This window comes from Cellulomonas xiejunii (genome assembly GCF_024508315.1).
GTDB classification, from domain to species: Bacteria; Actinomycetota; Actinomycetes; order Actinomycetales; family Cellulomonadaceae; genus Cellulomonas; species Cellulomonas xiejunii.
This window is the reverse complement of record NZ_CP101987.1, coordinates 3,792,778-3,817,547: the sequence shown is the minus strand read 5'-3', so window position 1 is coordinate 3,817,547 and position 24,770 is coordinate 3,792,778. Positions and strand designations below refer to the sequence as shown.

General features: G+C 74.0%; 23 protein-coding genes. 5 read left to right on the top strand and 18 right to left on the bottom strand.

Annotation, left to right across the window (positions count from 1 at the left end):
- Nucleotide 1: 1 nt before the first annotated feature.
- The 7 genes from cas6e to NP048_RS17480 form a co-directional block, all read right to left on the bottom strand.
- Complete coding sequence (cas6e, locus tag NP048_RS17510; RefSeq protein ID WP_227578845.1) at nt 2–694, bottom strand: type I-E CRISPR-associated protein Cas6/Cse3/CasE; 693 nt, start codon at nt 692–694, stop codon at nt 2–4.
- Between the two features lies 1 nt (nt 695).
- Nucleotides 696–1,415: a type I-E CRISPR-associated protein Cas5/CasD gene (gene cas5e, locus NP048_RS17505; RefSeq protein ID WP_227578846.1), complete on the bottom strand. Its 720-nt coding sequence runs from the start codon at nt 1,413–1,415 to the stop codon at nt 696–698.
- Entirely contained in the window at nt 1,412–2,584 is a 1,173-nt protein-coding gene (cas7e, locus tag NP048_RS17500) for a type I-E CRISPR-associated protein Cas7/Cse4/CasC (protein ID WP_227578847.1), read from the bottom strand. Before cas7e ends, cas5e begins: the two co-directional genes overlap by 4 nt.
- On the bottom strand, nt 2,584–3,234 hold the full coding sequence (gene casB / locus NP048_RS17495) for a type I-E CRISPR-associated protein Cse2/CasB (protein WP_227578848.1): 651 nt from the start codon (nt 3,232–3,234) through the stop codon (nt 2,584–2,586). Before casB ends, cas7e begins: the two co-directional genes overlap by 1 nt.
- Complete coding sequence (gene casA, locus NP048_RS17490) at nt 3,231–4,865, bottom strand: type I-E CRISPR-associated protein Cse1/CasA (RefSeq protein ID WP_227578849.1); 1,635 nt, start codon at nt 4,863–4,865, stop codon at nt 3,231–3,233. Before casA ends, casB begins: the two co-directional genes overlap by 4 nt.
- Nucleotides 4,866–4,913: 48 nt before the next feature.
- Nucleotides 4,914–7,751, bottom strand: a complete 2,838-nt coding sequence (cas3, locus tag NP048_RS17485) for a CRISPR-associated helicase Cas3' (RefSeq protein ID WP_256769359.1) — start codon at nt 7,749–7,751, stop codon at nt 4,914–4,916.
- Between the two features lie 89 nt (nt 7,752–7,840).
- Entirely contained in the window at nt 7,841–8,050 is a 210-nt protein-coding gene (locus NP048_RS17480) for a DNA-binding response regulator (RefSeq protein ID WP_348519187.1), read from the bottom strand.
- A 214-nt stretch (nt 8,051–8,264) separates the two neighbouring features.
- Between NP048_RS17480 and NP048_RS17475 the strand changes: the two genes are divergently transcribed.
- Nucleotides 8,265–9,224 (top strand): LLM class flavin-dependent oxidoreductase, encoded by a 960-nt coding sequence (locus NP048_RS17475; RefSeq protein WP_227578851.1) that lies wholly within the window; start codon nt 8,265–8,267, stop codon nt 9,222–9,224.
- A gap of 65 nt (nt 9,225–9,289) precedes the next feature.
- Nucleotides 9,290–9,496 carry an NAD-dependent epimerase/dehydratase family protein gene (locus NP048_RS17470; RefSeq protein ID WP_227578852.1) on the top strand — a complete coding sequence of 69 codons (207 nt, stop codon included), beginning with the start codon at nt 9,290–9,292 and terminating at the stop codon, nt 9,494–9,496.
- 172 nt (nt 9,497–9,668) lie between these two features.
- On the opposite strand, the gene NP048_RS17465 is transcribed toward NP048_RS17470, so the two are convergent.
- The 5 genes from NP048_RS17465 to NP048_RS17445 form a co-directional block, all read right to left on the bottom strand.
- On the bottom strand, nt 9,669–10,973 hold the full coding sequence (locus NP048_RS17465) for a glycosyltransferase (protein WP_227578853.1): 1,305 nt from the start codon (nt 10,971–10,973) through the stop codon (nt 9,669–9,671).
- Nucleotides 10,974–11,100: 127 nt separating this feature from the next.
- Nucleotides 11,101–13,335, bottom strand: coding sequence for a glycoside hydrolase domain-containing protein (locus NP048_RS17460; protein ID WP_227578854.1), 2,235 nt, complete (start codon nt 13,333–13,335; stop codon nt 11,101–11,103).
- Nucleotides 13,336–13,499: 164 nt separating this feature from the next.
- Nucleotides 13,500–13,946: an HIT family protein gene (locus NP048_RS17455; RefSeq protein WP_256769358.1), complete on the bottom strand. Its 447-nt coding sequence runs from the start codon at nt 13,944–13,946 to the stop codon at nt 13,500–13,502.
- A gap of 305 nt (nt 13,947–14,251) precedes the next feature.
- Nucleotides 14,252–15,157, bottom strand: a complete 906-nt coding sequence (locus NP048_RS17450; protein WP_227578856.1) for an aminoglycoside phosphotransferase family protein — start codon at nt 15,155–15,157, stop codon at nt 14,252–14,254.
- 26 nt (nt 15,158–15,183) lie between these two features.
- Nucleotides 15,184–15,747, bottom strand: a complete 564-nt coding sequence (locus NP048_RS17445) for a TIGR03086 family metal-binding protein (protein WP_227578857.1) — start codon at nt 15,745–15,747, stop codon at nt 15,184–15,186.
- Nucleotides 15,748–15,871: 124 nt separating this feature from the next.
- On the opposite strand from NP048_RS17445, the gene NP048_RS17440 reads away from it, so the two are divergent.
- Nucleotides 15,872–16,507 carry a superoxide dismutase family protein gene (locus tag NP048_RS17440; RefSeq protein WP_227578858.1) on the top strand — a complete coding sequence of 212 codons (636 nt, stop codon included), beginning with the start codon at nt 15,872–15,874 and terminating at the stop codon, nt 16,505–16,507.
- 90 nt (nt 16,508–16,597) lie between these two features.
- On the top strand, nt 16,598–16,774 hold the full coding sequence (locus NP048_RS17435) for a hypothetical protein (RefSeq protein WP_227578859.1): 177 nt from the start codon (nt 16,598–16,600) through the stop codon (nt 16,772–16,774).
- Nucleotides 16,775–16,810: 36 nt separating this feature from the next.
- On the opposite strand, the gene NP048_RS17430 is transcribed toward NP048_RS17435, so the two are convergent.
- From NP048_RS17430 to NP048_RS17405, 6 genes are all read right to left on the bottom strand, one after another.
- Nucleotides 16,811–17,209 carry a type II toxin-antitoxin system VapC family toxin gene (locus NP048_RS17430; protein WP_227578860.1) on the bottom strand — a complete coding sequence of 133 codons (399 nt, stop codon included), beginning with the start codon at nt 17,207–17,209 and terminating at the stop codon, nt 16,811–16,813.
- The gene (locus tag NP048_RS17425) at nt 17,206–17,439 is read right to left on the bottom strand and encodes a FitA-like ribbon-helix-helix domain-containing protein (protein ID WP_227578861.1); all 234 of its coding nucleotides are present in this window, start codon (nt 17,437–17,439) and stop codon (nt 17,206–17,208) included. The genes NP048_RS17430 and NP048_RS17425 overlap by 4 nt, the downstream gene beginning before the upstream one ends.
- 71 nt (nt 17,440–17,510) lie before the next feature.
- Nucleotides 17,511–18,764 carry an arginine deiminase gene (locus NP048_RS17420; RefSeq protein ID WP_227578862.1) on the bottom strand — a complete coding sequence of 418 codons (1,254 nt, stop codon included), beginning with the start codon at nt 18,762–18,764 and terminating at the stop codon, nt 17,511–17,513.
- Nucleotides 18,765–18,798: 34 nt separating this feature from the next.
- Nucleotides 18,799–20,250 carry a basic amino acid/polyamine antiporter gene (locus NP048_RS17415; RefSeq protein WP_227578863.1) on the bottom strand — a complete coding sequence of 484 codons (1,452 nt, stop codon included), beginning with the start codon at nt 20,248–20,250 and terminating at the stop codon, nt 18,799–18,801.
- A 149-nt stretch (nt 20,251–20,399) separates the two neighbouring features.
- Entirely contained in the window at nt 20,400–21,491 is a 1,092-nt protein-coding gene (locus NP048_RS17410) for a sensor histidine kinase (protein ID WP_227578864.1), read from the bottom strand.
- Nucleotides 21,488–22,207: a response regulator transcription factor gene (locus NP048_RS17405; protein ID WP_227578865.1), complete on the bottom strand. Its 720-nt coding sequence runs from the start codon at nt 22,205–22,207 to the stop codon at nt 21,488–21,490. The genes NP048_RS17410 and NP048_RS17405 overlap by 4 nt, the downstream gene beginning before the upstream one ends.
- Nucleotides 22,208–22,319: 112 nt before the next feature.
- On the opposite strand from NP048_RS17405, the gene NP048_RS17400 reads away from it, so the two are divergent.
- Nucleotides 22,320–24,536 carry an MMPL family transporter gene (locus NP048_RS17400; protein WP_227578866.1) on the top strand — a complete coding sequence of 739 codons (2,217 nt, stop codon included), beginning with the start codon at nt 22,320–22,322 and terminating at the stop codon, nt 24,534–24,536.
- Nucleotides 24,537–24,770: the final 234 nt, after the last annotated feature.

Below are 24,770 nucleotides of genomic sequence, written 5' to 3'. Positions count from 1 at the left end.
GTCATGTCGCCGACGCGAGTGTGAGCAGGCCGCAGCCGTACGCCTTGGCCGGCCCTATGCCGGTGACGAGCACACGGCGGAGCGCATCGGCGTCGACGACCTCGAGGAGCCCGTCGAACTGCGCGACGGCAATCGTCACGGGCCGGTCGGAGCCACGTCGGTCGAACTGCTGCACCGATCGTCGTGTCACGGTGAGCGCCGGCGTGGGCACCTCCCCGTCGGGCCCGCCGACGGGCACCGTCGCGATCCGGAACCCGGCGGGCTCAGCTCGCTCGGTCAGCCACTTCTCCTGGTGCATGACCGAGACGTGCGCGACGCGCTTGGCGCGTCCACCGTCCTTCGCGGCCAGGTAGCTCGTCGGGTTCGCGGTCAGCCGGAACGCCCACCGCTGCCCGTTGGCGAGCCGGTCGAGCAACGGCGCGTACTCCTTGCTGGTGCCACGTTCCGTGGACGGCCACCCGGCCTGCTCGGCGAGGTGCGCGAAGTCGGGCCGGTCGGGGCTGACGACGTACAGCAGCACGCGCCCGTCGGGTTCGGTGTCGAGCCGCCACAGCACGCGGGCGTCACCGCCACGGTCGCCGGTCGGTGGGTCCGGGTACGACGCGAGCACGGCGGCGTGCAGGCGCTGCGGGCTGCCCAGAAGGCGCCGTGCGTCGCGACGCTGCGGGTTGAGCTGGATGCGCGACAGGTACACCTCAGAGCACCTCCATCGGGTCGTGGCTCGGCGGGCCTGTGGGCGCCGGGCGGGGAGCGCCCGGTACGGGCACGTGCCCGAACTCGACGGTCCGCCACCCGTACTGCCGATGCGCGGGGTCGAACGAGATCGGCTCGTCGCGCTGCACGGTCTCCCCGAGCCGGTGCTCGGCTAGCTCGGGTGCGGCGCCGCGGTCGACGCGGTACTCGAGCATCGGCGGTGAGTCGCCGTGCTGCTTGCGCCACCAGGGCGCAGCGCGCCACGGCTCGTCGAGGAGCACCGAGCCGAGCGCCGTGTCCGCGAGCCGCGGGACCAGCGGCTCGGCCGGCGGGCAGGAGCGCCGTCCCAGGTAGAGCGGGAAAACGGGGCGGCGCAGCGCGTCGTCGAACGCCTCCAGCAGCGACGGGTCGGCCTCGACGACCGCCACGTAGCGCGCGTCCTCGCGGTAGTAGCGGTACGACAGCGGCATCGTGTCCGTACCGTCGAGCGACCGGGCCGTCTGGAAGTCCCGCAGCAGCCGACCCGGCTGGTCGATCCGCACACCCAGGCGCAGCCCGACGTAGTCCTCCAGCGCGTCGGTGCGACGTCTGCCCTGCGCGGCGGCGAGCAGTCCGACGACGCCGGACTTGGTCGGGGCGTCGTCAGTCGCGCGCGTCGTGAAGCGGCTCGAGCTGCCCCACGCCTGCAACGGCCCGGCGAGGGTGAGGACGAGGACGGTCACGCGGGCGCCCCGAGCCGGTCGCCGACGACCGCGCCGACGGCGTCGTACAGGCCCGGCAACGTCGTGCGCTCGGCGTCCTTCCACGACGCGTCGAGTCCCGTGCGGGCGTCGCCGATGGCGACGACCCACGTCGCGACCGGCCGCTGACCCAGCACCTCGGAGATCTCGCCGGCGCGCTCGCCCAGGCGCCGTGCCGCGACCTCCATGCGGCTGGCCTCCCGCCCGGGTCGGGTGTCCGCTGTGACCGCTTCCTCGAACGCGCCCACGAGGTTCACCGACTGGCTGTCGCGCACGGTGACGACGACCGCCTCCGGAAGGGTCCGGTTGGCGAACGTGTTCTGCTTGCCGGTCGGCATCGACTCGACGAATGCCTGCACGAACGCGCGCACGGCACGTCGCGCCGCCTCGGTGTCGCCGAGGTTGTCCCGCAGACGGTCGACGTCGACGGCCGCGTACCGGTACAGCGTGGAGGAGTTGAACTCGACCGTGCCGATCATGCCCGCGCCGGCGTCCTCGTCGGTGGCCTCGTGCTTCACGTCGTCGACGGCCGTGAAGTAGTCGTACTCGTTGTCGACCGCGTGCACGGAGATCGCGTGCGCCACCTGTGCGGCGGCGTCGACGTTGAGGTCGGCGACATCGGCGACCATCCGGCCGAACAGGGAGACGTCGACGGAGTGCTCGGTGTCGAGCAGACCCTTGCCCTTGAACGCCTTGAGGGCGGCGGTGACGTCGTCGGCGCTTGCGAGCTCGATGGCCTTCGCGGCGAGCAGGTCGACCTGCCGGCGGGATACGAACACGAGATAGCCGGTTTCCTGGTGCTCGCTGGACTCGCCACCGGACTTGGCACGCTTGGCCTTCTCCAGCTTCAGCCCGGTCGCGGCGACGACGCCCTCGGCGAGCGTCGTCGCGGACTCCGCGAGGTCGGACCGCTGCTCGACGATGCGGTCCGCGACGAGGTCGACGACCCGCTTGGTGCGGACCCCGAGGTCGGCTCGGTCGAGCAGGGTGTTGAACGACAGGCGCGTCGCACGCTTCCACGCCTGCGACGACACCCGGGCGCGGCGCACCCCTCCGAACACCGCGGTCTTGGGGCTACCCGTGTCGTCGCGGTTGACGTTGCTCGGGGGGACGGTCTGCAGGGCGTGGACCTCGATGATCGTGCGGGACATCACTGCTCCTCGGCGCTGGCGGTGGTCGGGCTGGTCGGTGTCGCGGTGACGCGGTAGAAGGCGCGGCCCCAGCGCAGGCGGACGGCGTCCTGGTGCGCGGGATGCTGGTACAGGGCGAGGTCCTCGGCGAAGCGGGCGTAGTCGAAGCCCTGGCGGCGGTCGCGCAAGAGCTGCACCAGCCCGCGGGCGTGGTGCACGAGCTCGTCCCAGGCCTGCGCGGTGCCGAACGCCTGGAAGCGGCGGGTCACGCCACGGACCTCGTCGCCGTCGCGGAACCGGATGGCACCGACGGCGGCACCGAACGACGTGCTGAGCACGTGCATCGGCACGGACTGCGACTGCTGGTGGACGGCGTACAGGCCGAGCGCCGTGGCGATGGCCCGCTCGTCGGCCGTCTCGGCGTCGCCGTACACCCGGGCCGTCGGGTTGACGATGAGCGCGAGCACCTGGGGTGAGGCACCGAGCGGCCGGCCGAGGTGGCGGCGCAGCTCGGCCAGCGCGGCACGCGACCAGGGCGTCTGGTCGGGCGGGAGGTACTGACGCTGCAGGGTGCCGACCTGGCGGGCGACGAACTGACGGGTCGAGAGCTGCTCGTCGGACGGGTGGTCGGGGACGTCGGTCGTCGCCGCGTCGGTGCTGGTGTCGGTCATGCCGCAGGCTCCTCGGTGCTCGTGAGCGGGACGGGAAGTGCGTCGGCGAGGGCGTACCGGAACCGGCCGTCTGCCTCGGGGGTGGAAACGTGCCGCGTGCCGCTGCCGACGGCGACGTCCCGGCCGACCCAGGCGTCAGGTCCGCAGTCCTCGACGAGGGCACGGGCGATGCCGCTCAGCAGGTCCTTCGCCACCCCGTGCCAACGCTCACGCGCCGCCAGCGGGTCGGTGTCGGCGGTCAGGCCGGCCAGCCAGGCGCGGTAGGGGGCGTCGAGCAGCGCGTACGCCTGGCGCTGGGCGTCGTCGCGCGCGCCCTCCAGCAGCTTCGGCTCGCGGGCGCCGCCCGCACGGGCGAGGTCCTGGGCGAGGTAGCCCAGCGACCGGACGGCGGACTCGGTTGCCGCGACGGCGTCGACCGCGGCCTGCGCGTGCCGCGGGTGCTCTGCGGAGAGCACGGCGACGGGGATGACGAGACGATCGTCGATGACGTCCTCCACCGACGCGTTCTGCGTCCCGTACGTCATGCCGGACGTCCGCAACGTCACGCGTGCGGTGCCGTCGAGCACGTCGCTCGCCCACTCGATCACCGCCGCCGTGACGAAGGGCTGGCCGCCGTCCGCTTTGCCTCGCGGTGCGACGAGCGGCAGCAGGGCGCCCAACCCGCGCCAGAGGGCCCGCCCGGCGGCGTGCTCGCGGGGCATGTATACGACGGGCAGACCGAGCTTCTTCTGCTGCGGCTCGCTGCGGCGCCACGCGGACATCGGCTCCTGCCGGTGACGGTTCTGCGGTGTGAGCTTGTCGCCGTTGGCCACGAGGACACCCGTGACCCCGTCGCGGTCGCCGACGAGGCGGACGCGGCGGCTCTGCCACGTGAACAGGTCGAGCGGGCCGTACGGGCGGGCGGTGAGGTCGTCGGCCTCGGCAGGACCGGACGGGTCGGCCTCCCACGCCGGACGGTCGCGGCGGTCCCGCTGGACCCCTCGGTCGTCGAGAGGGATCGTGTTGAGCAGCAGGGTGCGCCACAGGTCGCCGCCGTCGACGTACAGACCGCCGAGCGCACCGGCCGCGCCGGTACCGATGGGGTAGCCCTTGCCTCCCTTCACCCGGTCGTCTCCCACCGCCCCCGACTTGATGCCCGACGCGTCGAACGCGTGCACGTGCACGAGCCAGCGCGCCGCCTCGGCCGGGCTGATCCGCGCGAGCCCGCGGCCGGCTCGTGTCGTGAAGTACTGGTGCCCCGCGGGGACGTCGGCGATGAGCTTCTCCAGCCGGGAGAACTCGTGCTTCGCGGTGTGCAGATCCGCCACCTGGAAGAACGGGGTCGCGGGATGGAACAGGTCGAAGCGCTCGCGGTGCTGCTCGAGGTACGCCTCGATCTTGCCGATCGGCGGCTCGGGTGCGTTCCAGAGCCGCTCCCCCGCGTCGACGTCACGCGGCCCGTCAACCGCACGCGCCAGCACCGCGAGCGCGATCCGCAGGATCGCGAACCCCTGCGTCGGAATGTCCCCGACGATCTCCCGGATCCGCGGCGCGCGCCGGAACAGGTCCAGCAGCGACACCCCGTCGGTGGTGCCGTCCTCCGTGAGCACGAGCACCCACGGCTCGTCGAGCAACGAGAACCCGTCATGCATCGGCTCGCTCCGTCCCCTGGACTGTCGTCGGTCGTCGGTCCTGCGGGCTCACGGCGACGCCTCCACCGGCGTCGCCGTGAGCCCGTACTGCTGGTCGTAGTGCAGGTCGAACCCGTCGAGCCGGGCGCAGCGGCTGTCGTCGAGAACGAGGCCGAGCTGGCCCTTGAGCAGCGGGCTCGCGTCCCAGCCGTCGAAGCGCTCGTCCTCCAGCTGACGCACCACACGGTCGAACGACCCGGCGCGCAGGGTCATCCGTGCAGGCAGGCGCAGCGTGCAGCGGCCCAGCAGTCGCGCGACGTCGTCCTCGAGCGGGACGTGCGGGAACGGGAGGGCCGTACCGCCGCCCGGTGCCCAGTCGGGGACACGGTCGGCGCCGCCGGCGGAGCGTTGCACGACGACGACCTCGATGCTGTCGGTCCCCTCGCGCACGCACGCCTGCCCCTGGGGCGAGTCCTCGTCGACGTCACCTACCCCGGCGACGGACGCGCCGTAGAGGTCGTTGCCGCTGGGTGGACTCAGGAGGAAGTCACCGGCCCGCTTCCGGCGTCCGGCCTCGTCGTGCTCCGCCTGGACGGCGGCGGTGGCCCACGCCTCCTCCCAGCCGGTCGGCGCGGGCGTACCCGGGGCATACGCCGCCTGGACGAGGCGTGCGATGTCGTGCGGCAGCCGGACCGGCTCACCGTCGAGGTGTGGGCCGAGCACCGCTGCCGAGGCCAGCAGCGCGTACCGGCCGTAGACGAACACGCTGCCTCGCACGGGTTGGGGCACGTGCCGCGTCCAGTCCGCGCCGGTGACGTAGCACCGCGGCGCCGCCACGGGAGCCGGGCGGTCAGGCCGTCGGTGCCGGTGCAGCCGACCGACGCGCTGCAGCACGAGGTCGACCGGCGCCAGGTCCGTCACCATCAGGTCGACGTCGATGTCGAGCGACTGCTCCAGTACCTGCGTGCCGACCACGATCCGTAGCGCCGGCCGTGCGCCGTCCCTGCCGAGCTCGGCCAGCAGCCGCAGGTCGTTCGCGCGCCTGTCCGTCGCGAGGAACTGCGCGTGCGCGACCGTGACGACGTCAGGACCGAACCGGGTCTCCAGGTACCGCGCGGCCTCCTGCGCGCGCGCCACGGTGTTGCGGATGACCGCGGCGCACCCGCCGTCGCGCAGCGCCTCCGCGAGCAGGTCTCCGAGCGCGTCCAGATCATCGTCGAGCCTGCTGACCTGCACCTGGGCGGTCGTCGGGACGTCCGCGAACCGGACCACGCACGGCCCGTCCGCGCCGGTCGCGACCACGGCCGGGTAGCCGATGTCTCCGTCGAGCGCGGAGGTGTCCACGTCGTCGACGTCCAGCCCTAGGCGCAACCGGCGCCCCGTCTCGTACGCCCCGTACAGCTCGGCCCGGCGTGCGGCAGGCAGCGTCGCCGAGAGCAGCACGACCGGTGTCCCGCAGGCGCCCAGCCACTCGACGGCGCGCTCCAGGTAGGTGCCCATGTAGGTGTCCGCAGCGTGAACCTCGTCGATGACGACCACCTTCGAGGCGAGCGCGAGCTGGCGCATCATCACGTGCCGGGCCATGAGCGAGGCGAACAGCACCTGGTCGATCGTCCCGACGACGAAAGACGCGAGTGCGGTCCGCTTCCGTCCTCGCATCCACAGGTCGGCCGCCGGGACCACGTACCGACCGTCGCTCCCCTCGGGCTTGTCGTGCAGGTTGACGACCCGCAGCGGCGGCAGCCCCGTCGCGTCGTCGTTCAGGGCGGCCTTGCCGTGCACGAGTGCCAGTGAGTGCTGGGCCGCGTCGCCCGCGGGCACGCGTGTCAGCCAGTCGCGCACCCGGCCGTACATCGCGTCCGTCGTCGCCTGAGTGGGGAGGGCGACGAACACCCCGCCGGCGCCGGTGCGGTGCGCGAGCACCTCCGCGGCGAGCAGCGCGGCCTCCGTCTTCCCGGACCCCATCGGCGCCTCGACCACGAGCAGCCCGGGCGCGGGCATCGTCCGCGCGGTGTCGACCACGGCCCGCTGGACCGGGTGCAGCGCACCGGCCACGCCGGGGAACCGTGCGGCAAAGGTGGCCGCGGGGTCGTCGTGGGACGCCGGCGCCGTCCACCGCGGGCTGAGCTGCAGTCTGCGCCAGGCCCGCAGCGACCGCGGCGACGGTGACGTCGTCACCGGGGCAGGCTCGGCGACGACGTCGACAGGGTCGAGGGGGAAGGAGGTGTCGGCCGACGCGATCCAGTCGGCCATCACGACGACGCCCGTCAGCAGCATCGCCGCCGGCCCGGGCAGTCGCAGCAGGTCCCACCCCGGCCAGGCGGGTGTGATCCCCGCGCGCGCCGCAGCACGGTCGACCAGCGCGTCCTGCAGCGCGAGCCACGGCGCGTCACCGATGAGATGGTCACGGTTCGGCGCGTCCCGCACCGCACTGAACGACGCGTACGCGCCGTGGTGCCCGGCGACCACGGCAGTCAGCCGGCGCCGCATCCTGGGCGCAAGGCTCGTGCGGGTCGCGAGCCAGCGTTCGAGCGCCGCCGCCCCCGCGATCTCGTGGCGCAGAGCGGTGCGCTCGTTCAGCGTCGCCGGGCTCGTGCGCAGACCCACGGCCCGCATCCGGTCGCTCAGCAGCGCGACCTGGCACGCGAAGGCCGGGCTCGCCTTGCCGACGTCGTGAACCCCCGCGAGGAACCGCACCAACCGCCGGGCGTCCGCGAGGTCCGCCCCGGTGGCGTCGGTGAGCAGCCGACGGATGTCGTCGGCCAGCCACTCGTCGACGAGGAGTCCCGCGACGTCGGCGGTCTCGTCGAGGTGGCGCCAGAGGGGCGCCCAGTGGGTCGGTGGCGTGGCGTAGGGCCACGACTTTCCCCAGGCAGCACGGCTCATCTCGTCGACGTCGACGTCCACGCGCTGCATCTGGGCCCCCAGGTGGGCCCTCGGGCCCTCGAGAGGACCGTAGGGGTTCCGTCCTGCCCAGGAGGGTGGTTCGGAGATCTTCACCCGTCGGGTCGGCGTGGGACGGGCGGCCCCTGACGTGCCCCGCTACAGCCACCCGAACGCTCGGCCGTCGCCGCAGCCTCCGCCCGGGTCGCGGCGCCGAGCTTGGTCTGTGCGGCGAGCAGGTAGTTGCGCACGGTGCCGGGCGCCAGGTGCGCGCGCCGCGCGATGACCGCGGCGGGCGGGTCGTACGACGCGAGCCGCAGCACCTCGAGCTCACGGCCGCGGCCGGTGAGTACCACGACGCGGCAGGCCGGCACGGTGCGGGTGGGACGTCGCCGTGCACCGGACGGGCCGCGTCACGTGGCGCTGGTTCGCCGAGGCGTGCATCGTCATCGACTTTGTCCTGGGCGTCACCTTCCTGCTGAAGCCTGACCCGCGGGCCTGCCCCACGCTCGCGGCCCGGCGGGCGAGGATGGCCCCATGACGACGCCGTCCCTCGGGGTGCTCCTGCCGCGTGACCTGCCCGCCGACCGCGTGCTGGAGCACGCCCGCCGCGCCGAGGCCCTCGGCTTCGACGAGCTGTGGGTGGTCGAGGACCTGGGCTTCCGCGGCGGCGCCGCGCAGGCGGCCGCCGTCCTGGCGGCGACCGAGCACATCCACGTCGGGATCGGCATCGTGCCCGCCGCCGCGCGGGACGTCGCCTTCGCCGCGATGGACGCCGCGACGCTCGCGCGCCTGTTCCCGGGGCGCGTGACGTTCGGCGTCGGGCACGGCATGCCGGACTGGATGCGGTCGGTCGGCCGGTGGCCGGCGCGCCCGCTGACCTACCTCCAGGAGTACACGGCCGCGCTGCGGGCGCTGCTGCGCGGCGAGACGGTGACGACCGCGCCCGGTGCGGCGGTCGTGCTCGACGCCGTCGCGCTCGACCCGTCGTCGGTGCCCGACGTCGTGCCCGACGTGCTGCTGGGCGTGCGCGGCCCGCGCTCGCTGGCGGCGGCCGGGCGGGTGGCCCAGGGCGTGGTGCTGGCCGAGCCGTGCGCGCCCGCGTACGTGCGGGCGGCCGTCGAGCAGGTCGCCGCGACCGGGCCGTCGCGCGTCGTGACGTACGACGTCGCGTGCGTCGACGACGACGAGGCCCGCGCGCTGCGCACCGCCCGCGCCGGGCTCACGTGGATCGGTGAGCCCGACTGGGCGCCGCACGTGGCGCCGCTGCCGTTCGCCGCCGACCTGGCCGACCTGCGCGCCCGCTGCGCGTCGCCCGAGGAGTTCGCGGCCGCGCTGCCGGACGCCTGGGTGCGCGAGGTCGCGCTGGCCGGGACGCCCGCCGACGTCCGCGAGCGCGTCGCCGCGCGCGGTGCGGCGGGTGCCACCACGTGCGTGCTGTTCCCCGCCGGTCCGGACCCCGTCGCGGCGCTGGAGTCGCTGGCGCGCGTGCGCTGACCACGACGCGGCACGTCACCCGCCGGTCGCGCACGCCACCTCGCCCGGCCCTGTTGACTGGGCGCGTGCGACGCGTGCTGGTGCTCGGCGGGACGGGGTGGCTCGGGGCCGCCGTCGTGCGGGCGGCGCTCGCGGACGGGGCGGAGGTCGTCTGCCTCGCGCGCGGCACCTCGGGGGACGTGCCGGACGGCGCCCGCTGCGCGACACGATCGCCCGCGTCCTGGCGGACGAGGTCGCTCGCGGCGTGGACCGCCCGCGACGCTCGGGCCTGACGCCGGACGAGGAGCGCGAGGTGCTGGCAGCGTCCTGACCTGGTCACTGCCGCGATCCGCACAGCGACGCGCGCACGACGCGCCCCGCACGGATGCGGACCCTGTGGACGGACGCGTGCGACCCGTGCCTGATCGGGGCGACCGCGGCCGGTCGTGAGCGCGGTTCCCCGCCTCAGGCGGGCACGGCAGCCCACGTCAGCGCCGTGACCTGGTCGAGGATCCGGTCCAGGACGACGCCACGGTCGAACCGCAGCGCGTACTCCCGCGCCCGCTCGGCCCAGGCGGCGCGGTCGGCGCGGTCCATCGCGAGGACGTCGTCGATCGCGGCGGCGATGGCGTCGGGGGCGTCGACCGGGACGATGAGCGCGGTGTCGCCGACGGCCTCGCCGATGCCGCCGGTGACCGTCGTGATGACGGGTCCGCCGCCGGACAGCATCTTCTCGACCAGGGCGATGCCGAACGTCTCGACGAACTCGGGGCGCGGCTTGGACGGCAGCACGAACGCGGTGCAGCCGGCCATGAGATGGCCCTTCTCGTCGTCGGGGACGTCGTCGAGGAAGGTGATGAGGTCGGCCACGGGCGTGCGGGCGGCGTGTGCGCGCAGCTCGGCGGCCTGCGGCCCGTTGCCGGCGATGACGAGACGGCGCCCGGCGACGGGCGCGCCCGAGCGGGCGTAGCCGTCGATGAGGTCGTCGACGCCCTTGGCGTGCGCGAGGCGTGACAGGAACAGCACGTAGCCGTCACGGGTCAGGCCGCGGTCGGCGAGCACCCGGTCAGTCTCGTCCTCGTCCCGTGCGAGGTACGTGCCGACGTCGATCGCGGGGTAGGAGACGGCGACGCGCTCGCGGCACTGCTCGGCGAACCGGGTGCCGTGGCGGGCGTCGATCGCGGCGGCCTCGGCGACCACCAGGTCGCGCGTGTACTGCGAGACCGCGAGGACCACGTCGTGCGACAGGTACTGCGCGAGCACGTGGGCCGCGGCCCCGAAGCGGTCCTCCTGCACGCACGCGCGCACGACGTTGGTGACGTCGGAGCCCACGGCTTCGGCGACCGTGACGACGTCCACGGGCAGGCCCGTGCGGCGCGCGACCGCGACCGCGTCGGCCACGGCGGTGGCGTGCGGCGAGAGGTACAGCGACATCGCGACCGTCGGGACGCCGTCGGTGAACAGCTCGACGAGCCGGCCCGTCAGCCCGGCGAGGTACCGGCCGTCGGGGACCTTGTAGTCGCCGACGGGCTCGGGGCGCTCCACGGCGATCCCCGGGGAGTACGGCATGACGCCGTCCAGGGGCTTGAGCGGCAGGCCCGCCTCCTGGAGCCGCTCGATCGGCCACGTGACGATCCGGACCTCGTCGAAGCCCCGCTGCAGCGCGGCCTCGGCGAGGTTGCGGGCCTCGCCGGAGTGGCCGCAGATGACGGGGTCGGCGCGCACCACGATGACGAGGCGGCGGTCGGGGCGTGCGGCGGTGGGGTCCACGGCGTCGTCCTCTCGGTCGGGTCAGGGCTGGGTCGCCCGGTCACGGAAGGCGGTGCGGCTGTGCTGGATTGCACTCTCACGGGGGGAGGGAGGCCCCTCCCTGGTGTGAGAGTGCAATCCAGTCACGTCAGGGTCTGGAGAGGCGGGGGAGCGGGACGTCGACGTGCGGCGCCGGCGCGCTGGGTGGTCGGTGCTGGGTGCCCCACCCGGACGGCTCCGGGCCGAGGCCGATGAGCAGCCGGCCGCCGGTGTGCAGCTCGCCGCCCGTGAGGAACGGACGGTCGAGCGGGACGCCGTCGAGGTGGACCGACTGCACGTGCTGGGCCGGGCCGTCGGGCTCGGGCTCGGTGTAGCCGGTCGTCTCCACCGTGAGCAGCCGGCCGCCCACGTCGACGCGTGCCTCGCGCCACGCGGGCGCGTTGAGCAGGAACAGGTTCTGCCCCGCGACGGGGAAGAGCCCCAGGCTCGCCCACACGTACCAGGACGACAGCCCGCCGGAGTCGTCGTTGCCGGGCAGGCCGCCGCGGCCCGTCCCGAACTGCTGCTGCACGACGTCGTGCACCACCTGCGCCGTGCGGTCGGGGCGGCCCGCGTACATGTACGCCCAGGGGGCCTCCATGTCCGGCTCGTTGTTCAGGCCCTCGAACCGGTTGAGGGCGTAGCCGGCGGCCATCTCCTCGACGTCGGGGTGCAGACCCGGCTGCTTGACGGGGTCGGCGCCGAAGCCGAAGAACCGGTCGAGCATCGTCGTGAACGCGTCGTCGCCGCCGGCGAGCGCGATGCGTGACGCCATGTCGTGCATCAGCCGGAACGAGTAGTTCCACCGGCCGCCCTCGTAGTACGTCGAGTCGACGAGCAGGCCGGTGTCGGGGTCGTACGCGTTGCGCCACCGCGCGGCCAGGGGCCCGAACTGGTCGACCAGCGCCAGGTCCCCGACCCGCCCGGCGACGATCGCCGAGCACCAGTACCCGAATGCCAGGTCCAGCGTGTGGCTGATGGGGTGCGTGCGGCCGTGCAGCAGGAACTCCTCGCCGTACGTGCGGCGCAGGTCGTCGTTCATGTGGACGAGCGCCCAGTCCCAGTCGACCCCCGGCAGGCCCAGTGCGCACAGGTCCGCGAGGAACGTGTGCGCCAGGGCCGACCCCTGCCGGCTGAAGCGGTCGGCGCCGCGCGCCATGCGGTAGCCGATGGGCAGGTTGCCCTCCTCCTCGGCGATCTGCAGCAGGGCGTTCGCCAGCTCGACGGAGCGGTCGGGGAACAGCGCCGTCATCAGCGGCAGGTGCGTGCGGTAGATGTCCCACATGGTCGACAGGTCGAACGCGAACGGGCCGGGCGTGGGCCAGAACGGGGACTCGTCGGGTGCGAGGCACGGCTTGATCAGCGAGTGGTACAGCGCGGTGCCGAAGACCGTGGCCTTCTCCGTGGACGGCGTGTCGACCTGGACCTTGCCGAGGTGCTCGCGCCACACGCCCTCGGTCGTCGCGCGCCGCCGCTCGAACGACCGCCGCGGGTCCGGGCCGCACTCGCGGTCCAGCGTCTGCGCGGCCTGCTCGACGCCCCGCAGCGAGAACCCGAACCGCAGCTCGACGACCTGCCCGGGCTCGGTCGGCCCCGCCCACATCAGGCCGAACGGCCGCAGCGTCGTGGGCCGGATGCGGTCGAAGTCGAGGCGTGTGCCGCCGGGCATCAGGCGACGGTCGTACCAGAGCAGCTGCCGCCAGTGCTGCGCGTCGCACTCGACGCGCACGGCCAGCGGCGCGCCCTCGACGACGATCTCCCCCTCGGCGCACCCGGGGCTCACCGAGCCGAGGTGCGCGCGCAGCGGGATGGTCCGCCCGTAGGGGATGTCGAGCCCGCCGAGGGAGAAGTCGATGACGAGCCGCGCGTCGTGGTGCGCGGGGAACGTGTACCGGTGGACCGCGGACTTCGGCCCGACGGTGATCTCGGCGCGGATGCCGGACTCCAGCGTCGCCGCGTAGTACCCGGGCTGCGCCTCCTCCTCGACGATCTCCCAGGTCCGCCCGAGGTCGTCGAGCGGCGACAGCATGGGCGTGACCCGGAAGTAGTTGTAGTACTTGCGGATCGCGCCCGTGCCGGACTGCTGGAAGTGCGTGAACCCGCTGGCCACGAGCCGGTCGTGCAGCACGGGCGGCAGGCCCTCGGTCGACAGGTCGTACCGGCCGTAACCCGTCGGGTACGCCGCCGAGTACGCGCACGCCGACACCATGCCGAACGGGTACGTCGCTCCCGGGTGCGTGTTGCCCACCTGCGGCTTGGGTGACCACCACGTGGCCGCCAGGCCGCTGGGCGCGGGCAGGTCGGTCGCGTCGGTGCCGATGAACGGGTCGACGTGGTCGAACATCCCGGCCTCCTCGCGTGCGTCCGTCCTGCCGTGCGCTGTCGGTGCGGCGAATCGCGCGGCCTCGTGAGCCGGGTGGACCCAGCGTCGCGCGGGACGCCCGCCGTGTCCACGGGTGCGGTGCGGTGACGTTACGAGGCGGTTGTGTCAGGCGTGTTGCGGGCAGGTCACGCTTCGGCCGGGCCGGGCGGCCGCAGCTCGGCACGCAGGGTCGCGGCGTTCGCGTCGAGCTCCGCGCGCGAGGGGTTCGAGCCCCACCGTGCGCCGATGGTGAAGCCGTCGTCGGCGAACCGCGGGAACACGTGCAGGTGGGAGTGGAAGACCTCCTGGAACGCGGCCTCGCCGTCGGCGTAGAACAGGTTCACGCCCTCGGACCGCAGCGGCGAGCGCCGCAGCGCCGCGGCGACCGACCGCGCGACGGCGAACATCTCGGCCGCGAGGTCGTCGTCGAGGTCGGCCAGCTCGGGCAGGTGCGCCCGCGGCAGGACGAGGACGTGGCCCGGCGTCACCGGGTCGATGTCCATGATCGCCAGGACGTTCGCGGACTCGTGCACGACCGAGGCGTCGAGCCGGCGCTCGACGATCCCGCAGAAGACGCAGTCGTCGGAGGTCACAGGCCTGATCCTGGCACCACGTCCTGGCCCGGTTCGAGTCCTTTGACGTCTGTACCGGCCGCTCCCGGGGATGGGGTGGGGTGACTGGATTGCTCTCTCGCGCCCGAGGCGGGGCGGGTGTGCGTGACTGGATTGCTCTCTCACGCCCTGGGGGAGTCCCCTCCGTGGTGAGAGTGCGATCCAGTCACCCCTGGGGGAGGCCCTTCCGGTGGTGAGAGTGCGATCCAGTCACCCCTGGGGGAGGCCCCTCCGTGGTGAGAGGGCGATCCAGTCACCCCTGGTCGTGAGAGTGCGATCCAGCGTCGTCAGAGCGGGCGGAGGACGTCCAGCTCCGTCAGCGCGCGCCAGCCGATCTCGCGTGTCGTCGCCTCGTCCCACTGGACCCAACCCGCGGCCAGGGCGAGACCCGTGCCGTGCGCGCGGGTCGCCGTCGCGTCCGACAGGCCGCCGGTCGCTACCGCCCGGTACGCGTCGAACGCCGCACGCACCCCGGCCGCCGGCAGCGCCAGCCACAGGAACCCCAGGTCCGTGGCGGGGTCGCCCTCGGCGATGTCCGCCCAGTCGAGGACGCCGGCGAACCGACCCTCGGCGCTCAGCAGGTTGTGCGGGTGCAGGTCCGCGTGGATCCACGTGCGCGGCACGTCGACGGGCGCCGCGAGCGCGTCGGCCCACAGGCGCTCGGCGCGCTCGCGGTCCAGGCGCAGGCCCCGGGCCGGTGCGTGCTCCTCGACGTGCGCGAGCGACCGCAGCACCACGTGGACGCGCGCGGACAGCGGGATCGACTGCTCGTCGTTGTGAGGCGCGTCCGGCGCGGCCGGCACGTGGACCTGCGCGAGCGCGCGCCCCAGGTCGGGACCGGCGGACGCGTCCAGCGGCACCTCGGCGGCGGTCACGCCCGGCAGCCACGTCACGACGGCCCACGGCCACGGGTACGCGGCTGAGGGCTCACCGGCCCGCACGACCCGCTGCGTCGGGAACGTCCACGCCGCCCCCAGCTCCCGCACCCACCGCAGCTCGGTGGTCATGGAGCCGACGGACGCCGCGCGTCGTGGCAGCCGCACCGCCAGGTCGTCGCCCAGCCGGTACATCGCCATGTCCCAGCCCGCGTAGCGGCGGCCCAGCGGCAGGTGCGCCAGGTCGGGGTGCTGCCCGGCGAGCAGCGCGGTGACGAGGTCCGGGGTGATCGGGACCTCGTCGGCAGGTGACGGCATGGTGGTGCCTTCCGTGCGCCGGTGCCTCAGCCTGCGGCGCGACGCCCCAGCCGTGCGAGCAGCCGCGCCTGACGGTCCGCGTCCGCCGGCGGCTCGACGCCGGCCTGGCACACGCCCTCGGAGTACAGCGCATCGCCGAGGCTGTCGGCCCGGCCCTCGACGAACGTCAGCTCGTCGTCGCTGAGCCGCTCGTCGATCCCCGCTGCGCTCGCGAGGTCCCAGCGGTGGACGACGAGGTCGAGCCCGAAGAAGCCGAGGAGCGTCTCGCCCACCGTCGTCCGGCCGAAGAACCCGTCGTACTCGCGTCCCGCCACGGTCGGGTCGCCGAGGACCTGGTGCAGCGCCGCGGCGTGCGTCCGCCACCCGGCCGCGGGGTCGAGCCACAGGTCCACCTCCGGGAGTGTGACGCCCTGCGCGGCGAGGAACCCGCGCTGGCTGTCGACGACGTGCTTCAGCACGTCGCGAGCCGTCCAGCCCTCGCAGGGAGACGGCTGGTCCCACGCCGTGGCGGGCACCCGGTCGCTCACCGCGGTGAGCGGCGCGACCAGGTCGAGGAACGTCGAGGCGGGATCGGGCTGTGCGGCGGCCATACCGCGGAACCTACTCCCGCGCACCGACATGCGGCCCGCCACCGGCGCCCGCCCTCGTCGCGCGACCCGCGCGTGCCTTTCGTACGGTGGAGGACGTTCCGAGCACCGACGGCAGGGGGGCACGATGCGAGGCACTCTCAGGGCGACGCTGGTCGCCATCACCGCAGCGGCAGCAGTCACGGCGTGCAGCGCGTCCGGGGAGGAGCAGGACGACCCGGTGATGAACCAGCAGGAGGCGACCACGCCTGCGATGGGCGACGAGGACGACGACGGCACCGAGGTGATGCTCGTCGACCCGGACGGCGGCGAGGTCGGCACGGTCTGGCTCGACGACGACGACGGCGCGCTCGAGATCGAGGTCGCGGCGGGCGACCTGCCGCCCGGCTTCCACGGCTTCCACCTGCACACGATCGGCGTCTGCGAGCCGGACAGCCCGGACCCGACGGACCCGGCGAAGGTCGGGGACTTCCTGTCCGCCGGCGGTCACCTCGGCGCCGACGCGGCGGACCACGCCGCGCACCAGGGCGACCTGCCGTCCCTGCTCGTCGACTCCACGGGTTCGGGGCGCCTGACCGCGAGCACAGACGCCGTGACGATCGAGGAGCTCATGGACGACGACGGCACGGCGGTCATGGTGCACGCCGGCCCGGACAACTTCGCCAACATCCCCGAGCGGTACGCGCCGAACGGCCCGGACGCGGACACGCTCAAGACCGGTGACTCCGGCGACCGCATCGCGTGCGGGGTCGTCGGCGGCTGACCCGCGGCGCGGCGTCGCAGACCCGCAGGCACGTCGCCGGGCCCCCGCCCTCGGGTGGCGGGGCCCGGACGACGGCCGCAGGGTGGACCCATGAGCGAGGAGACGGTCCACCCGGCATCGCAGCGACCCGAGACGCAGGACGCGGAGAACCAGCCGCTGCCCGGCGCCACCGGCCCGGACACGCAGCCGCCGCCCGGCGACAACCAGGACACGGGCACGCGCCGCCTGTACCCGTCGGACCCGACGGGCGACGACCCGACGCCCTGACGACCGCACCGCACGTCGCACCGTCGGCCGGCCGCGTCAGATCGTGACGACCTCGCAGGTCACACCCGGTGCGCCGGCGAGCCGGCGGTCGCCGGTGAGCAGCGGTGCGTCGAGGTGCGCGGCGAGGGCGACGTAGGCGGCGTCGTAGGCGGAGAGGTTGTGCGTGAGCCGCCAGACGTCCGGCTGCAGCGGGGCGAGGGGCCAGAGGTCGACCGGCAGCTCCGACCACGTGCGCACGGCGAGCGTCGCCTGGTTCTCGGTGAGGTGGCCCGCCGCCCGACGGCGGCGCAGGACGTTCAGGACCTCGTAGCCGAGCAGGTCCGGCGCGGCGAGCTGCGCGCGCGCCATGTGGGCCGCGGCCTGCTCACCCCGAGGTCCCGGGTCGATGAGCACCGCCAGGACGGCTGACGCGTCCACGACCAGGGGAACTGTCACCGCCGACCGGCGTCGAGGTCGTCGACGATCTGCTGGGCGCTCACGTCGGGGTAGGCGAGCGCGCGGCCACGTGCCTGCGCCACGGCATCGGCCGCCGTGGGCCGGGCCGCGAGCTCGGTCAGCGTCGCGCGGAGGTACTCCTGGAGGGACCGGCCGCTGCGCGCGGCGCGCGCGGCGAGCTCGTCGCGGACGTCGTCGGGCACGTCCCGGACGGTCAGGGAGACGCTCATGCTGTCATCGTACTGCTCCTGCATGCAGATTGCATGCAGCGCTCATCGCCCGGCACGGTGCCCGGTCCCGCTCACCACTCCACCGGGTCCCGCACGATCGGGCACGTCATGCAGTGGCCACCGCCGCGCCCGCGGCCCAGCTCCGCGCCGACGATCGTGATGACCTCGATGCCCGCCTTGCGCAGCAGCGTGTTGGTCAGGGTGTTGCGGTCGTAGGTGAACACGACGCCGGGCTCGAGGGCGACGGCGTTGTTGCCGGAGTCCCACTGCTGACGCTCCGACTCGTAGACGTCGCCGCCGGTGTCGATGGTCCGCAGCGAGTCCAGGCCCATGGCGCGGGCCACCACGTCGGTGAACGCCGCCGACCCCTCGTCGACGACGTCGAAGCCCGGGCGCGCGTCCGACGGCAGCAGCGTGAACGTGTGCACCGCGTCCATGATCGTCGGGTACAGCGTGACGACGTCGCGGTCGACGAACGTGAACACCGTGTCGAGGTGCATCGCCGCGCGCAGCTTCGGCATGCCGGCCACCACGACCCGCTCGGCCGCCCCCTGCGCGAAGAGCGCCGCGCCGACCTGCGTGATCGCCTGACGGGACGTCCGCTCGCTCATGCCCATGAGGACCACGCCGTTGCCGACGGGCATGATGTCGCCGCCCTCGAACGTCGCCTGCCCCCACTCCTCACCGGGGTCGCCCCACCAGATGCGCGAGCCGACGTAGTCCGGGTGGTGCAGGTAGATCGCCTGGTAGATGAGCGTCTCGTCGTGCCGCGCCGGCCAGTACAGGGGGTTGAGCGTCAAGCCGCCGTACAGCCAGCACGTGGTGTCGCGCGTGTAGAGGGTGTTGGGCAGCGGCGGCATGAGGTACTCGCGGGCGCCGGTGGACTCCCGGGCCAGGCCGATCGCGGGCGGGCGGTGCTCCGCCGGCAGGTCGATGGTCGCCAGGCCGCCGATCAGCAGCTCCGCCAGGCGCACGGGCGGCAGCTCCTCCAGGTAGGCGCGGGTGCTGTCGACCAGGCCCAGACCGACCCGGTTGGGCACGATCTTGCGGTCCAGCAGCCAGTCCCGAGCGCCGGGGACCTGCAGGGTCTGCGCGAGCACGTCGTGCAGCTCGACGACGTCCACGCCGCGGGTCGTCAGCTTGTTGACGAAGTCCGCGTGGTCGCGCTGAGCGTTCTCCACCCACAGGACGTCGTCGAACAGCAGCTCGTCGCTGTTGGTCGGCGTGAGCCGGCGGTGCGCGAGCCCCGGGCGGCAGACCATCACCTTGCGGAGCCGGCCGACCTCCGAGTGGACGCCGTAGCCTGCGGACACGGTCTGGCTCATGCTCGTCCTTCCGTCGGGTGGGGTCACGTGCGCCTCACAGCTCGATCCGGCCCGTCGCCAGGCCGAGGACGCCGACGACGGCCCCGGCGACGACCACGGCGCACAGCACCGCCTCGGCGGGCGTGAACAGCCGCCGCCGGTGCTCGCGGCGCGCCCTGACGTACAGCAGGGTCAGCGGCGCGAGGATCACGGTCGACAGCAGCAGGAACTCCAGCCCCGCGGCGACGAACAGGAACAGCGTGTAGCCGGTCGCGACGCCCGCGACGACCGCGTGCCTGCGCTGCGTGCGCGGGTCGACGCCCTCGTAGCCCTCACCGGTCATGGCGATCTTCAGCGCGTACGCCGCCGCGAGGAAGTACGGGATGAGCGCGAGGCTCGTGCACAGGTCGAGCATGAAGTTCAGGGCGTCGGACACGAGCAGCGTGAGCAGCAGCAGCGCCTGCACCGCGATCGACGTCGCGACGAGCGCCATGATGGGCGTGCCGACACGGTTCTCGCGGCCGAGCAGCTCGGGCAGGTCGTCGTTGCGCGCCGGGTGGTACATGACCTCGGCGGCCATGAGCGTCCACGCCAGGTACGCGCCCAGCACGGACACGACGACGGCGACGGAGATGAACGTCGCGCCCCACGGGCCCACGACGGACTCGAAGACCCCGATCATCGACGGCTGGCGCGTGGCGGCGATCTCCGCGCGGGGCAGCACCGCGTACGACGACAGCGTGACGAGCGCGAAGATCGACAGCACGGACAGGAAGCCCAGGACGGTCGCGCGGCCCACGTCCTCGCGCCGCTTGGCGTACCGCGAGTACACGCTGGCGCCCTCGATGCCGAGGAACACGAAGGTCGTGATGATCATCGTGTTCTTGACCTGCTCGCCCATCGTGCCGAGGTCGTCGTACGCGAAGAAGTTGTCCCCGAAGACCCCGGCGTCGAAGGCGAAGAGGAGCACGACGACGAACGTGAGGATCGGCAGGACCTTGAAGACCGTGACGATGCGGTTGATGACGGTCGCGTCGCGCACGCCGCGCGCGATGAGGTAGTGGAACAGCCACACGCCGACGGTCGACACGGCGACGGCCAGCAGCGTGTCGCCGTCGCCGAACGCGTCGAAGAACGCGCCGAGCGTCGCGGTGATGAACACCCAGTAGAAGGTGTTGCCCGCGACGGTCGACGCCCAGAACCCGATCGCCGAGTTGAAGCCGACGTAGTCCCCGAACCCCGCCTTGGCGTAGATGAAGACGCCCGAGTCCAGGTCCGGCTTGCGCACCGCGAGGTTCTGGAAGACGAACGCGAGCATGAGCATGCCGGCGCCCGCGATGGCCCACGCGATGAGCGCCCCGAGCGCGCCGGTCGCGACGCCGAACCGCGCGGGGAGCGAGAACACCCCCGCGCCCACCATGCCGCCGACGACCATGGCGGTGAGCGTGGGCAGCGACATCTTCGTCGGCGCGGCAGCCGGCGCGACGGTCTCCTGCGTGCTGGTCATGCATCCGCCCCCCGGCGCCGCACCCCGCCCCCGGGGGTGACGCTTGCCACACTAGGGGGCTCGGACGTTCGGGGTGGCGCACTCGCGGTGCCCAGGTGGTCGCCGTGGACGCCGACCTCGGGGCGTCACCGGCCGGCGAGGGCAGCCGGTCAGCGGGGGAGACGCAGGGTGACGGTCGTGCCGCCGCCGGGGGTGACGTCGGCGGCGGTCGACGCGCCGTGCGCGTGGGCGATCGCGGCGACGATCGACAGCCCGAGCCCCGCTCCGCCGGTGGCGCGCGCACGCCCCGCGTCGGCCCGGTAGAACCGCTCGAACACCCGCTCGCGGTGCTCCGCCGCCAGACCCGGGCCGTCGTCGGCCACCTGCAGCACGGCGTGCGGCCCGTCGGTGCGCACCCGCACGGTCGCACGCGTGCCCGACGGGGTGTGCCGCGTGACGTTCGTCAGCAGGTTCGCGAGCACCTGACGCAGCGCGGGCTCGTCACCGACGACCACCACCGGCCCGTCCTCGTCGACGACGACCGTGCGCTCACCGTCCGCCGCGCGCGCGTCCATCGCGGCGTCGTGCGCGAGCACCGTCAGGTCGACCGGGCCGCGCTCGAGCTCGCGCTGCTCGTCGAGCCGGGCCAGCAGCACGAGGTCGTCCACGAGGTCACCCATCCGCTCGGCCTCGGACCGGATCCGGCTGAGCACCTTCGCCAGCTCCTGCGGGTCGTCGCGCGCGCCGCGCTCGAACAGCTCCGCGTACCCGCGGATCGTCGTCACCGGGGTCCGCAGCTCGTGCGCGGCGTCCGCCACGAACGTCCGCAGCCGCTGCTCGGACTCGGCGCGCGACGCCAGGGCGGCGTCGAGCTGGTCGAGCATCGCGTCGAGCGACACCGCGACGCGCGCCACCTCCGCGGGCTGGTCGCCCGACGCCACGCGCCGGCCGGTCACCCGGTCCGGTGCGGCGCCGATCTCCTCGGCGGCGCGCGCGATCCCGTCCAGCGGCCGCAGCGCGCGGCGCACCCCGCGCCAGGACAGCAGCGCGACCGCCACCAGCGCGACACCCGCGGACGTCAGCGCGGCGGCCCGCACCCGCTGCTGCAGCTCCCCGAGCGACCCCGCGTCGCCGCGCCAGTCGTTCACCGCCGCGAGCGTGCCGCCCAGCGCCGCGAGCAGCCCGAGCGCGAGCAGGCTCGTCACGAGCACCGTCAGCCGCACGCGCAGGGACCGCGCGTGCCGTGCTTCCGGCCCGCTCACCCGCCGCGCCGGCGCATGCCCGCCTGCGTGCGCATGACGTAGCCGACGCGCGGGATCGTGTGGATGAGGGCGGGGGAGTACACGTCGACCTTGCGCCGCAGGTAGGACACGTACGTCTGCACGACACCGTCGTTGCCGTTGAAGTCGTACTCCCACACGTGGTCGAGGATCTGCCGCTTCGACAGCACGCGCCCGGCGTTCGTCGTCAGGTAGCGCAGCAGCTTGAACTCGGTGGGGGTGAGGTCGATGAGCTCGCCCGCGCGGCGCGCCGCGTGCGCGGCCACGTCGACCTCGAGGTCCGCGAAGCGCAGGACGTCCGTGTCGGCGTCGGGAGTCGGGACGCCCGTGCGGCGCAGCACCGCGCGCACGCGCAGCACGAGCTCGTCGAGGCTGAACGGCTTGGTGACGTAGTCGTCACCCCCGACCGTCAGGCCCGCGATGCGGTCGGCCTGCGCGTCACGGGCCGTGAGGAACACGACGGGGGCGTCGAGGCCCAGGCGCCGCAGCTCGCGGCAGGTGTCGAGGCCCGAGCGGTCCGGGAGCATCACGTCGAGCACCACGAGGTCCGGGTCGAAGCTCTGCGCGCTCTCGACCGCCTGCGCCGACGTGCCCGCGGTGCGCGTCTCGAACCCCTCGTAGCGCAGCGCCGTCGCCACGAAGTCGGCGAGGAACGCCTCGTCGTCGACGACGAGCACGCGGGGTGCGGTGGCGGCCATCTGGGCAGTCTGCCCCGGTCCGTCCTTGCGCCGCGAGGTGCCCGCGCCGGTTCTCAGACTTTCCCCAGATCTCCCGCACGGCCACGGAAGACCGCTCTGGTGCCCTGGTCGCATGGAGAGACTCTCGAGATACGTCCTGGGGCACCGGCGCACCGTGCGCCTGGTGCTCGTGCTGCTGTTCCTCGCCAGCGGCGGTGCGATCGCGCTGCTCCTGCCGAACATGACCGAGGCGAACCAGTACCCCGGCCTGCCCGCCTACGAGGCCAACCAGCAGGTCCTCGAGACGTACGGCACCGGCGGGTACGAGCGCCCGTTCGTCCCCGTCGTGACGCTGCCGCCCGGCACCGACGTCGACGACCCGGGCGTGCGCGACGCGCTCGGTGACGCGTTCGCCGCCGCGGGCACCGCCGCCGGGGCGCGCGTCGTGTCGTGGGCCGACACCGGCGACCCGGCGTTCGTCGGCGACGACGGCCGCACCACGTTCGGCCTGGTGTTCGGCGGACCGGTCGAGCGGGGCGGGCTACCCGGCAGCGCGCTCGGCGAGGGCGGTCAGCTCACCGACGTGATCGTCGCCGCGATGACCCCAGAGCTGCCGCCCGGTGCGACCCTGCACGTCACGGGGCTCGACCCGCTCGCCACCGGGACCGACGCCGGCGGGCTCGACGTGCCCGTCAAGCTCGCCCTCACGGTCCTCGCCGCGCTCGTCGTGCTCGCGTGGGCGTTCCGCTCGTGGCTCGCGCTCGTGCCGCTGCTCACCGCGTTCACCGCGATCCCGATCTCGTACATCGGGTTGCTGCTGGTCAGCCCGCTCGTCACCGTCCACGAGACGACCGTCATCATGCTGCCGCTGCTCGGCATCGGCATCGCGATCGACTACGCGCTGCTCGTCGTCGCGCGGTGGCGCGAGGAACGGGCCCGGGGCGCCCTCGGCGACGAGGCCGTCCACGCGGCCATGCGCACCGCCGGGCACGCCGTCGCGTTCTCCTCCGGAGCCGTCGCGATCGGCCTGCTGACCATGGTCGTGCTGCCCATCCCGCTGCTGCGCAGCCTCGGCATCGGCGGCACCATCGTCACCGCGACGTCCGCGCTCGTGGCCGTCACGATGCTGCCGCTCGTGCTGTCGTGGGTGGGCCGCCGCACGCACGGCGCGTCCGTCCGCCCCAGCCGCCTCGACCGCGACGGCAGCCGCCAGTGGACCCGCTGGGTCGAGGGGGTCGTCCACCGGCGCTGGCCCGCGGCGATCGCCGCGACCACCCTGCTCGTGCTGCTCGGCGGCGTCGCGGTCAACCTCAACCTCGACGTGCCCGCGTCCGACGACCTCGCGTCCGCGGGCCCGGGCCGGGACGGCCTCGACGCCCTCACCGGCGCCGGGGTGCCCACCGGCACGCTCACGTCCTTCGACGTGTACGTGCCCGCGGGTACGGACCCCGACGCGCTCGCGGACGACCTGCGCGCGCTGCCCGGCGTCCACGGCGTGGCCGCGCCCGACGACGACGCGTGGCGCCGCGACGGCTCGGCCGTGATCACGGTGCTGCCCGTCGAGGAGAGCGGGACGCCCGGCGGGCGCGCGACCCTCGACGCGGTCGTCGACGCCGTGCCCGACGGCGTCCTCGTCGGCGGCAACGCGACCCAGCAGATCGGCTACGTGGACGTCACGTACGCCACGTTCCTGTGGATGCTCGGCCTCGTCGCGCTCATCAGCTACGTCCTGCTGGCCCGCGCGTTCCGTTCGCTGCTGCTCCCGCTCAAGGCGATCGTCATGAACCTGCTGTCGTTCGCGGCCGTGCTGGGCGCCATGGTGCTCGTGTGGCAGTGGGGCTGGGGCACGCAGGAGCTGCTGGGCATCCAGGCGGACGGCGCGATCGGCACGTTCGTGCCCGTGACGCTGTTCGCGTTCCTCTTCGGTCTGACGATGGACTACGAGGTGTTCATCCTGTCCCGCGTCCGCGAGGAGTACGACCGCACCAGCGACACGCGCCTGGCCGTGGTGCGCGGTGTGGCCCGGACGGGGCGCCTCGTGACGTACGCGGCGCTCATCCTGTTCTTCTCGTTCGCGTCCATGGCGTCCGGCGGGGAGCTCGACGTCGCGATCTTCGCCTCCGGCATCGCGCTCGGCATCCTGCTGGACGCGACGGTCGTGCGTTCGGTGCTCGTGCCCGCGACCGTCGTCATGATGGGCCGCTGGAACTGGTGGCTGCCGGTGTGGGCGGCGCGCGTGCTGCGGGTCGAGCCCTCGCCGCTCGCACCGCGCGGCCCCGTCCCGCCGCCGGCCGTGCCCGAGCCTCGACGGGTCGAGGCCGGGACGGGCGCACCGGGGGCCCAGCGGTAGAACGACGTCGCGCGCACGTGGCTCGTCGAGGCGCAGCGCAGCGCCGGCTGACGGGGAGCCCCGCCCACGGGGCTACCGTGGGGGACGCGGCCGGACGGCCGCGTCACCCACGCGAGAGAAGCCAGGCCCCGTCATGTCTCCACGACCCGACGCCGCGGGTCCCGTCGGTGCACCCGCCGCGCCCTCCGTCGTCGCCCCTGCCGCGCCGTCCGTCGCCGCCCCCGCCGCCGCCCT

Coding starts and splice junctions, on each gene's coding strand:
- NP048_RS17460 (WP_227578854.1), bottom strand. CDS start 13,335: ATGTTCGACCACGTCGACCCGTTCATCGGCACCGACGCGACCGACCTG.
- NP048_RS17450 (WP_227578856.1), bottom strand. CDS start 15,157: ATGCCGTCACCTGCCGACGAGGTCCCGATCACCCCGGACCTCGTCACC.
- casB (WP_227578848.1), bottom strand. CDS start 3,234: ATGACCGACACCAGCACCGACGCGGCGACGACCGACGTCCCCGACCAC.
- cas7e (WP_227578847.1), bottom strand. CDS start 2,584: ATGTCCCGCACGATCATCGAGGTCCACGCCCTGCAGACCGTCCCCCCG.
- casA (WP_227578849.1), bottom strand. CDS start 4,865: ATGCATGACGGGTTCTCGTTGCTCGACGAGCCGTGGGTGCTCGTGCTC.
- NP048_RS17415 (WP_227578863.1), bottom strand. CDS start 20,250: ATGACCAGCACGCAGGAGACCGTCGCGCCGGCTGCCGCGCCGACGAAG.
- NP048_RS17440 (WP_227578858.1), top strand. CDS start 15,872: ATGCGAGGCACTCTCAGGGCGACGCTGGTCGCCATCACCGCAGCGGCA.
- NP048_RS17420 (WP_227578862.1), bottom strand. CDS start 18,764: ATGAGCCAGACCGTGTCCGCAGGCTACGGCGTCCACTCGGAGGTCGGC.
- NP048_RS17400 (WP_227578866.1), top strand. CDS start 22,320: ATGGAGAGACTCTCGAGATACGTCCTGGGGCACCGGCGCACCGTGCGC.
- NP048_RS17445 (WP_227578857.1), bottom strand. CDS start 15,747: ATGGCCGCCGCACAGCCCGATCCCGCCTCGACGTTCCTCGACCTGGTC.
- NP048_RS17435 (WP_227578859.1), top strand. CDS start 16,598: ATGAGCGAGGAGACGGTCCACCCGGCATCGCAGCGACCCGAGACGCAG.
- NP048_RS17405 (WP_227578865.1), bottom strand. CDS start 22,207: ATGGCCGCCACCGCACCCCGCGTGCTCGTCGTCGACGACGAGGCGTTC.
- NP048_RS17425 (WP_227578861.1), bottom strand. CDS start 17,439: ATGAGCGTCTCCCTGACCGTCCGGGACGTGCCCGACGACGTCCGCGAC.
- NP048_RS17475 (WP_227578851.1), top strand. CDS start 8,265: ATGACGACGCCGTCCCTCGGGGTGCTCCTGCCGCGTGACCTGCCCGCC.